Genomic DNA, 8,703 nt, shown 5'->3' on the forward strand with positions numbered 1-8,703 from the left:
TCCGGCGCCGGAACCGGCTGGGCTGCCGTTTCCTCAGACCTGCTCATTTCACCCGGGCCGGATACTGCGGGAGCGCATCCTGTAAAAATGAGGGAAGCGCACAACGCCAGAGAAGCGGAAAACAGGAACCTTCGGAAAGGACCGTATCCGTTTCTGCGTACTGCATACATATGTTTTAAATTCGCTTTCATGTTCTAATCCTCCTGACACTTTATGATATAACAGATTCCCGCGGAAGAAAAGAAAAAAATAAGGCATGTGCCAACCGCCATTTTCCGTCCTGTTACGGGACTGGCGGTTGGCACATGCCTTTTCAGGGCCTTCCTATTCGCTGAAGGGAGCCATGGAAACGCGGATAAAATAGCCTTTGTCGTGATCGCAGACCGGGCATTTTTCCGGCGCATTTGTACCGGTGTATACATAGCCGCAGTTTAAGCAGATCCAGCCGGTTTCCACATCGGAAACAAAAAGCCTGTTCTGTTCCATAAGCTGGGCAAACTTCCCGAAGCGGTCTCCGTGTGTTTTTTCAATTGCGGAGATCATATGGAAGGATGCGGCAACCCTGGAGAAGCCTTCCTCCGCGGCTTTGTCCCCAAAAGCCTTATAAATCGGATCATATTCTTCATATTCATTGTGCTGTGCGGACAGAAGAAGCTGCTTTATATCAGGATAAATATCCACAGGGTAGCCGCCGTCCACAACGATGGTTTCTCCCGCAAGCTCCTTTAAGTGATTATAAAAAATTTCTGCATGCTCCTTTTCCTGGTTGGCCGTAAATGTAAAAACGGCTTCAATAACATGAAGGCCATCCTTTTTAGCCTGGGAGGCTGCAAATGTATAACGGTTTCTTGCCTGACTTTCACCTGCAAAGGCACGCATCAGGTTATCCTTTGTTTCACTGTTCCTGAAATCAATGGGCATTTTCATCCACTCCTTTTCTGATATGGTTATTTCTAGTATGGGCAGCGGGAAAAGGTTTATACTTTTTTTATAGTAAGTTTTCAGCCAGTTAATTGCAATTTGTGTACATAAGGGTAAAATGAAGAACAGAGTAGCAGACACAAGAGTCTGTATGAATGGGAGACATGTAAAATGAAAGAAAAACTGATACGGTTTATGCAGGGCAGGTATGGGGTGGACCAGTTTACCAGATTCCTGATGGGAGTGGCGCTGGCGTGCATGATCATTTCTCTTTTTACCAGAAATGCCGTCTGGTCGTTTCTGATCTTATTAGTTCTGGTTTACAGCTATTTCCGTATGTTCTCCAAAAATATCCAGAAGCGCTATGCGGAAAATCAGAAATATCTGCAGATGACTGCCGGAATCAGAAAAAAATGGGCATCCTTCCAGAGGGATATGAAGGACAGAAAGACCCATCACATTTACAGATGTCCTGGCTGCAAACAGAAAATCAGGGTTCCGAAGGGAAAAGGGAAAATCGCAATCCGCTGCCCGAAGTGTCAAACAGAATTTATCAAGAAGAGCTGACGGGAGAAAAATATGTTCGGGTACGTAATTGTTAACAAACAGGAATTGAAATTCAGGGATTTTGATTTATATCAGTCCTATTACTGCGGCTTCTGCCGGGAGCTTAAGGAGAGATACGGTGTAAAGGGCCAGATTACGGTAACCTATGACATGACGTTTCTGATTCTGCTTCTGACAGGCCTTTATGAAACCGAGGACAAAGTAAGCGAGTGCAAGTGCATTGCCCATCCCTTTGACAAACATCCCACAAGAAGGAATTCCTTTACGGAATATGCGGCGGATATGAACATCCTCCTTACCTATTATCAATGTATGGACGACTGGGAGGATGAGAAAAAGGTATGGAAGAGAGGTTATGCAGGCATCCTGAAAAAAGCCTTCCGGGACACATCGGCAAGGCACCCGGAAAAGGCCGAGGTGATTTCAGCCCAACTGAATGCGCTCCATGAATATGAAAAAAAAGGAGAAAAAAATCTTGACATTGTAGCAGGGTGTTTTGGTAATATAATGTCGGAGATTTTTGCCTTCAGAAAAGACGAGTGGGAGGAAGACCTTCGCAGGATGGGCTTTTTCCTGGGAAAGTATATTTATTTGATGGACGCTTATGAAGATATGGAAAAGGATGAAAAAAACGGAAACTTCAATCCCTTCCTTTCCATGCGCGGCGAGAGCGGTTTTGATGATAAGGTTTATCAGATTTTAAGAATGATGATGGCAGAGTGCTCCAGAGCGTTTGAAAAACTCCCCATTCTTGAGAATACGGATATTCTCCGGAATATTCTTTACTCCGGCGTCTGGTGCCGGTACGAGATGGTAAGAGGCAGAAGAAAGGAACAGCAGGAAAATGCGTGACCCGTATCAGGTACTGGGTGTATCCCGTGATGCATCTGACGAAGAAATTAAAAAAGCGTATCGAGCACTGAGCAGAAAATATCACCCCGATGCCAATGTCAACAATCCGAATAAGGAACAGGCGGAAGAAAAGTTCAAGGAGATCCAGCAGGCTTACCAGCGGATTATGGATGAAAGACAGCATGGAACCTCCAGCAGCTATTCAGGAAGCTCCGGCTCCGGAAGCTATGGAGGCGGTTACCAGGATTACGGCGGTTTCGGTGATTTTGAAGATTTATTCGGCAGCTTCGGCTTTGGCGGCCAGAGCTACCGGAGACAGCAGAGCGCTGCGGGCGGTGACGAGTATACAGTTCACATGAACGCGGCCTTTAACTATATCCAGAGCAGACATTTCAGGGAAGCCCTTAACGTCCTCTCCGGAATCAGTGAGAGAACTGCAAAATGGTATTATTACAGCTCCATTGCCAATTCAGGGCTTGGAAATAATGTGATAGCCCTGGAGCATGCAAAGAAAGCAGCGGCGATGGAACCGGGAAACCAGCAGTATCGAGTATGGCAGCAGCAGATGGAATCCGGCGGAAGCTGGTATCAGACCCAGCAGTCCCCTTACGGAATGCCGGCTATGGACGGAAGCAACTGGTGCCTGAAGCTCTGCATTGCGAACCTGATCTGCAACATGTGCTGCGGGGGCGGCGGTCTGTGTTGCGGAGGCGGCATTCCAATAGGAAGGTTCTGATGCGCCTGCCTTTTTGCGGCAGGAAAAGAAAGGAGTACGGAATATGGACGTAATGGTTATATATTCAAGCCGTACCGGGAATACAAAAAAAGTGGCGACCAGTATATTTGCGGCGATCCCAGGAGAGTCCAAGGATATGCAGCCGATAGAAGAATATAACGGTAAGGATGCGGAAACCTATTTTATAGGCTTCTGGACGGATCAGGGAACCTGTGATATGCGGGTGGTGGATTTGCTGTCCGAGCTGGAAGGTAAAAATGTGGCGCTGTTTGGCACCTGCGGCATGGGCGCCAATACGGAATATTACAAAAGTATCGAACAGAAGGTAAAGGTCTGGCTTCCGGAAACCTGCAGATATTTTGGTGCATATATGTGCCAGGGGAAAATGCCCATGCAGGTCCGTCAGAAATATGAGATGATGGAGAAAAACGGGATGGGTGAGGAAAAAATCAAACCGCTGCTCCGCAATTTTGACGAAGCGCTCCTGCATCCCGACAGTGAGGATTTGAAGGCAGCCGCAGCCTTTGCCGCGGATATTGTGGAACGGATAAAAAATGATGAATGCTGAGAAAAGCTGCGTAGGGCCAACAGACGGCCTTACGCAGTTTTTGCTTTTTTTTTACAAAAATGTTTGTAATCTCTTTTCGTATATGATATACCACATATAGAAATAATAAGCGGAAGCGGGGAGAAATTATGACAAGGGATATGACAGAAGGCAGGCCGTTAAAGCTCATACTGGGGTTTGCGGTGCCTCTTTTATTCGGAAATCTGTTCCAGCAGTTCTATAATCTTGTGGATACCATAATTGTGGGGAAATTTCTGGGAGTGAAATCATTGGCTGCAGTGGGAAGCACAGGCTCCATAAATTTTCTGATTATCGGTTTCTGCATGGGCATCTGCAACGGCTTTGCAATTCCAATAGCGCAGAGCTTTGGGGCAAAAAATGAAAAGACGCTTAGAAAATATGTGGCGAACAGCACCTGGCTTGCGCTGTTTTTTGCCGTGGTGATGACTATTGCCACAGTGCTTTTGTGCAGGCCCATTCTCCGGCTCATGCGGACACCGGAGGATATTATCGGTGGCGCCTATACCTATATTGTAATCATTTTTGCAGGGATACCGGCGACAATTCTTTATAATATGGTTTCCGGTATCCTGCGGGCCATGGGTGACAGCAAAACGCCTTTGTATTTCCTGATATTGTCGGCATTCCTGAATATCCTGCTGGATCTGCTCTGCATTGTAGTGCTGCACATGGGTGTGTCGGGAGCTGCCCTGGCCACGGTTGTATCCCAAGCTGTTTCAGGAGTGAGCTGTCTGACTTATATGCGCAAAAAATTCGATATCCTTCATGTGAGAAAGGATGAATGGAAGCTGGAGGCACAATATGTAAAGAACCTGTGCGGCATGGGAATCCCCATGGGACTGCAGTATTCCGTAACTGCAATCGGCAGCGTTATTCTCCAGAGCGCGGTGAATTCCCTGGGTTCGGTGGCAGTAGCCTCCATGACGGCGGCAAGCAGAATCGGCGGCTTTTTTGCCTGTCCCTTTGATGCGCTGGGGGCTACTATGGCGACCTATGCGGGGCAGAATATCGGGGCGGGGAAGCCGGAGCGTATCCGCAGGGGCATCAAAACAGCCAATATTATCGGCGCAGCCTATGCGGCAGTGGCATTAACCGTGATGTTTTTTGCCGGAGGAAGCCTTGCGCTGCTGTTTGTGGATAGGACGGAAACGGAGATACTTTCCAATGTAAGGCTGTTTCTGCTATGCAACGCATTGTTCTATTTCCCGCTGGCCCTTGTAAATAATATCCGTTTTCTGATTCAGGGAATGGGCTACAGTATGCTTGCCATATTGTCCGGGGTGAGTGAGATGATAGCAAGGGCGCTTGCCGGCTTCCTGCTCGTTCCCGTGTTCGGCTTTGTGGCAGCAGGGTTTGCGAGCCCGCTGGCCTGGGTGCTGGCCGATATATTTTTAATCGTGGCCTATTTTAAGGTCATGAAGAAAACGGAACGGCTGTTCACAGATAAAAACCAGGCATGATGCAGTATTCGGTATACTGTAATAAAAGCTGTGCGGCGCCGGCTGAAAAGTTGGAAAAACTCTGAAAAGTTCACATGTTTTTCATAAATATCTGTTACACTGTTATTACATACAGAATAAAGGACCGGATGGAGGCAGTGCCGGTTATAATATTAGAGAGAAGGCCGGTTATCAGGAACGGCGGAATCGAGGTTGGTATGGATCGGACAAAAATACTGGTTGTGGATGACGAAAGCAGAATGCGCAAGCTGGTAAAGGACTTCCTCCAGAAAAACAATTACGATGTGGTGGAGGCAGGAGACGGAAGCGAGGCGCTGGATATTTTTTTTGAACAAAATGACATTGCATTGATCATTCTGGACGTTATGATGCCGAAGATGGACGGCTGGCAGGTATGCAGGGAAGTCAGGAATTATTCCAAGGTCCCCATCATCATGCTCACGGCCAAAGGAGATGAAAAGGATGAGCTTCAGGGCTTCGATCTGGGGGTGGACGAGTATATTTCCAAACCCTTCAGTCCCAAGATACTGGTAGCCCGCGTGGAGGCGATTCTGCGCAGATCCGGCAAAACGGCTTCCGGCGACGTCATGGAAGCGGGAGGAATCCACCTGGATAAAGCCGCGCATATGGTAACCATAGACGGTGAGAACGTGGATTTAAGCTACAAGGAATTTGAGCTTCTTACTTATTTTATGGAAAACAGAGGAATTGCGCTGTCACGGGAGAAAATTCTCAACAACGTCTGGAATTACGACTACTTCGGTGACGCAAGAACCATAGACACCCACGTAAAAAAACTCCGCAGCAAGCTGGGCCCCAAAGGCGACATGATAAAAACAATCTGGGGAATGGGTTATAAATTTGAGGTTGAATAAGTGTGGATTGCATTCCCCTGGAATGGGCTATAAATTCGAGGTTGAATAAGTATAAATTACATTCCCCGACAGCATGAACGGAGCGGATTATGAAATATTCTATCAGAAAACAGTTTGCTTATATATTTATCGGATTAATGGCCGGCACAATTTTATTGTGCTGGTTTATTAATAATACCTTTCTGGAAAGATATTATTTCCATAACAAACAGACGGTAGTTATGGATGCATATAATCAGATGAATGCTGCAGCCCAGAAGGGGAGTATCAGTTCGGATGATTTTGACATTCATCTGCAGCAGCTCAGTGCGAGATACAATATTTCCATTCTTGTACTGGACGAAGACTCCGAAACCATCAGAGTCAGCGGAGGCGATCCTGCCATATTGAAAATAGAGCTGTGGAATCATGTACTTTTTGACAGCGCGGAAGGCTCTGAGAAGCTGTATCCTGATACGCCGGAACCTAAAAGCGGCCCGGGCGGAGGCAAGGCTTCTAAATATGAAGAAAACATAATCACCAATAAAACCCTGGTACGCAATGACAGTCCCTTTTATATTGTCCAGCTTGTAACAAGCAACCGGGTCAGCATGGAATATTTGGATATGTGGGGCTTCCTTGATAATGGCAATCTTTTTTTTATAAGGACGGCACTGGAGGGAATCAGGGACAGCGTTGATATTGCCAACCGTTTCCTGGCCTATGTGGGGATTGCGGCTACGGTAGCCAGCGGTATTATTATCTGGATCGTTTCTAAAAAAATAACAGATCCCATACTGGAGCTTGCCCATATTTCAGAACGGATGACCCACCTGGATTTCGATGCCAGATATAAAGGGCGGAGTTTTAATGAAATTGCCATTCTGGGAAATCATATTAATCAGATGGCGGATACTCTGGAAGTTACGATTTCAGAATTGAAGACGGCCAATAATGAACTGCAGAAGGATATTGAAAGAAAGAATGAAGTTGATGAGATGCGTAAGGAATTCCTTTCCAATGTTTCTCATGAACTGAAGACTCCCATAGCCCTGATTCAGGGCTATGCAGAGGGGTTAAAGGAAGGGATCAATGACGACGACGAGGAAAGCAGGAATTTTTACTGCGACGTTATCATAGATGAATCCGGGAAAATGAATAATATGGTGAAAAAGCTTCTCACGTTGAATCAGCTGGAATTCGGCAATGAAGTAATAACAATGGAACGCTTTGATATAGTGATGCTGATCCACAATTACATCCAGTCTGCGGAGATCCTCATCAGGCAAAATGATGCCACTGTCCGCTTTGAACAGGATACACCTGTTTATGTATGGGGAGATGAATTCAAGACGGAAGAAGTCTTTATGAATTATTTCAGCAATGCCCTGAACCATCTGGACGGCGAACGGATCGTGGATATCAAACTGACCCAGGAAAGCAAAACGGTAAGGGTTTCCGTATTTAATACCGGAATTCCCGTCCCGGAGGATTCACTTCCTCATTTATGGGAAAAATTTTATAAAGTGGATAAAGCCAGGACAAGAGAATACGGTGGCAGCGGAGTGGGCCTTTCTATTGTAAAAGCAATCCAGGAATCTATGAATCAGAAGTATGGAGTGGTTAACTATGAAAACGGGGTAGAGTTCTGGTTTGAGCTGGAGAAGGTGACGGACAGGTGAAAATCCTTTCCGTTGCCGGGGCCCCCTCTTAACAGCGGCCAAAAGAGCATTACACTCATGTGAAGTCTGCGATATTTATAATAATTTAAGAAAACTCTCAAAGAAGAAACACAGAATGCACACATTTTTTTTGTAAAATAACAGCATTCAAAGCAGAGGGGGCTTTGTTTTTCGGATTGGAAAACAGGGCCCTTTTTGTTGAAGGTGGGTTGTCCTGCATAGTGCGGCGGCTTTGGCTTCATTTCAGAACGAATTTATAAAATGCCTGCGCTCAGGCAGATGGGGGCCACTATGACGAATGAACAATATTATGCGCTGATGGAACCGTATCATAATGCATGCCAGATGATGCTGACCCGGCTGGAGGTGCTCAATCATACTCTTTATGAAAAAACCACAGTATGTCCCATCCATAATATCCAGCACCGGATGAAGGAAAAAAAGAGCATCGAGGAAAAATTGCTCCGGCTGAAGCTGACCTCCAGTATTGCCAATGCCAGAGACTACCTTCAGGACGTGGCGGGCATCCGCATTATCTGTTTTTTTGTAGAGGATATTTACAATCTGGCAAAAGCGGTGAAACGCCAGACGGACCTTGTAATTATAAAAGAAAGGGATTACATCAGCTGCCCGAAAGTAAACGGTTACAGAAGCTTCCATTTAGTAGTCGGGGTGCCTGTTTATTACCGGGATACCATGGAGTATTTTCCTGTTGAAATCCAGATGAGAACCATGGCTATGGATTTGTGGGCCAGCATGGAACACCGTGTCTGCTATAAAAAAGAAATGGAGGAAGCGGAAAAACAGAGACGCCGCAAGGCTTTTACCGAATATGCCGGACTCCTGGAGGAATTGGAGAAGCAGTTTGAGATATATAATGAAACCGCAGGAATACTGGAAGAATCACAGGTCTCATGGGAAAGTAAAAAGAATTTGAAAAAAATGTAAAATTGTAGTTGACAAAGTCGAATCAGGATGATAGAATCAATTTCGTTGCCGGTTGAACCGCTGCAACAACAACTTGAAAGAAACAAAAAAAGTT

Annotated in this window: 10 protein-coding genes; 8 read left to right on the forward strand and 2 right to left on the reverse strand. The window is 46.0% G+C overall.

The genetic code is table 11. From position 1 onward, the window contains the following. The coding region (locus HMPREF1548_RS29930; protein ID WP_035321877.1) for a hypothetical protein at positions 1-191 on the reverse strand (191 nt) is incomplete at its 3' end. Between the two features lie 133 nt (positions 192-324). After that, positions 325-921, reverse strand: a complete 597-nt coding sequence (gene rbr / locus HMPREF1548_RS11650) for a rubrerythrin (protein WP_025490235.1) — start codon at positions 919-921, stop codon at positions 325-327. A gap of 171 nt (positions 922-1,092) precedes the next feature. Here rbr and HMPREF1548_RS11655 point away from each other — a divergent pair, with 171 nt between their 5' ends. The 8 genes from HMPREF1548_RS11655 to HMPREF1548_RS11690 all read left to right on the forward strand — a co-directional run bounded on the left by HMPREF1548_RS11655 (position 1,093) and on the right by HMPREF1548_RS11690 (position 8,609). Further along, positions 1,093-1,488 (forward strand): hypothetical protein, encoded by a 396-nt coding sequence (locus tag HMPREF1548_RS11655; RefSeq protein ID WP_021636312.1) that lies wholly within the window; start codon positions 1,093-1,095, stop codon positions 1,486-1,488. 12 nt (positions 1,489-1,500) lie between these two features. Further along, the gene (locus tag HMPREF1548_RS11660) at positions 1,501-2,340 is read left to right on the forward strand and encodes a DUF5685 family protein (RefSeq protein WP_021636313.1); all 840 of its coding nucleotides are present in this window, start codon (positions 1,501-1,503) and stop codon (positions 2,338-2,340) included. Continuing rightward, positions 2,333-3,076, forward strand: coding sequence for a DnaJ domain-containing protein (locus HMPREF1548_RS11665; RefSeq protein ID WP_021636314.1), 744 nt, complete (start codon positions 2,333-2,335; stop codon positions 3,074-3,076). The genes HMPREF1548_RS11660 and HMPREF1548_RS11665 overlap by 8 nt, the downstream gene beginning before the upstream one ends. 43 nt (positions 3,077-3,119) lie before the next feature. After that, positions 3,120-3,644, forward strand: a complete 525-nt coding sequence (bilS, locus tag HMPREF1548_RS11670; RefSeq protein WP_021636315.1) for a flavodoxin family protein BilS — start codon at positions 3,120-3,122, stop codon at positions 3,642-3,644. A 128-nt stretch (positions 3,645-3,772) separates the two neighbouring features. Then, complete coding sequence (locus HMPREF1548_RS11675) at positions 3,773-5,125, forward strand: MATE family efflux transporter (RefSeq protein WP_021636316.1); 1,353 nt, start codon at positions 3,773-3,775, stop codon at positions 5,123-5,125. Positions 5,126-5,322: 197 nt separating this feature from the next. After that, positions 5,323-6,000 carry a response regulator transcription factor gene (locus HMPREF1548_RS11680; protein ID WP_035321894.1) on the forward strand — a complete coding sequence of 226 codons (678 nt, stop codon included), beginning with the start codon at positions 5,323-5,325 and terminating at the stop codon, positions 5,998-6,000. Positions 6,001-6,089: 89 nt separating this feature from the next. Beyond that, entirely contained in the window at positions 6,090-7,661 is a 1,572-nt protein-coding gene (locus HMPREF1548_RS11685) for a sensor histidine kinase (protein ID WP_021636318.1), read from the forward strand. A gap of 291 nt (positions 7,662-7,952) precedes the next feature. Beyond that, entirely contained in the window at positions 7,953-8,609 is a 657-nt protein-coding gene (locus HMPREF1548_RS11690; protein WP_035321879.1) for a GTP pyrophosphokinase, read from the forward strand. Positions 8,610-8,703: the final 94 nt, after the last annotated feature.

This window comes from Clostridium sp. KLE 1755 (assembly GCF_000466465.2).
Taxonomy (GTDB): domain Bacteria; phylum Bacillota; class Clostridia; order Lachnospirales; family Lachnospiraceae; genus Eisenbergiella; species Eisenbergiella porci.

What these genes read in the sequence shown, in the direction of transcription:
- HMPREF1548_RS11675 (WP_021636316.1), top strand. Translation starts at nt 3,773, where the DNA reads ATGACAAGGGATATGACAGAAGGCAGGCCGTTAAAGCTCATACTGGGG.
- HMPREF1548_RS11655 (WP_021636312.1), top strand. Translation starts at nt 1,093, where the DNA reads ATGAAAGAAAAACTGATACGGTTTATGCAGGGCAGGTATGGGGTGGAC.
- rbr (WP_025490235.1), bottom strand. Translation starts at nt 921, where the DNA reads ATGCCCATTGATTTCAGGAACAGTGAAACAAAGGATAACCTGATGCGT.
- HMPREF1548_RS11665 (WP_021636314.1), top strand. Translation starts at nt 2,333, where the DNA reads ATGCGTGACCCGTATCAGGTACTGGGTGTATCCCGTGATGCATCTGAC.
- HMPREF1548_RS11680 (WP_035321894.1), top strand. Translation starts at nt 5,323, where the DNA reads ATGGATCGGACAAAAATACTGGTTGTGGATGACGAAAGCAGAATGCGC.
- HMPREF1548_RS11660 (WP_021636313.1), top strand. Translation starts at nt 1,501, where the DNA reads ATGTTCGGGTACGTAATTGTTAACAAACAGGAATTGAAATTCAGGGAT.
- bilS (WP_021636315.1), top strand. Translation starts at nt 3,120, where the DNA reads ATGGACGTAATGGTTATATATTCAAGCCGTACCGGGAATACAAAAAAA.
- HMPREF1548_RS11690 (WP_035321879.1), top strand. Translation starts at nt 7,953, where the DNA reads ATGACGAATGAACAATATTATGCGCTGATGGAACCGTATCATAATGCA.
- HMPREF1548_RS11685 (WP_021636318.1), top strand. Translation starts at nt 6,090, where the DNA reads ATGAAATATTCTATCAGAAAACAGTTTGCTTATATATTTATCGGATTA.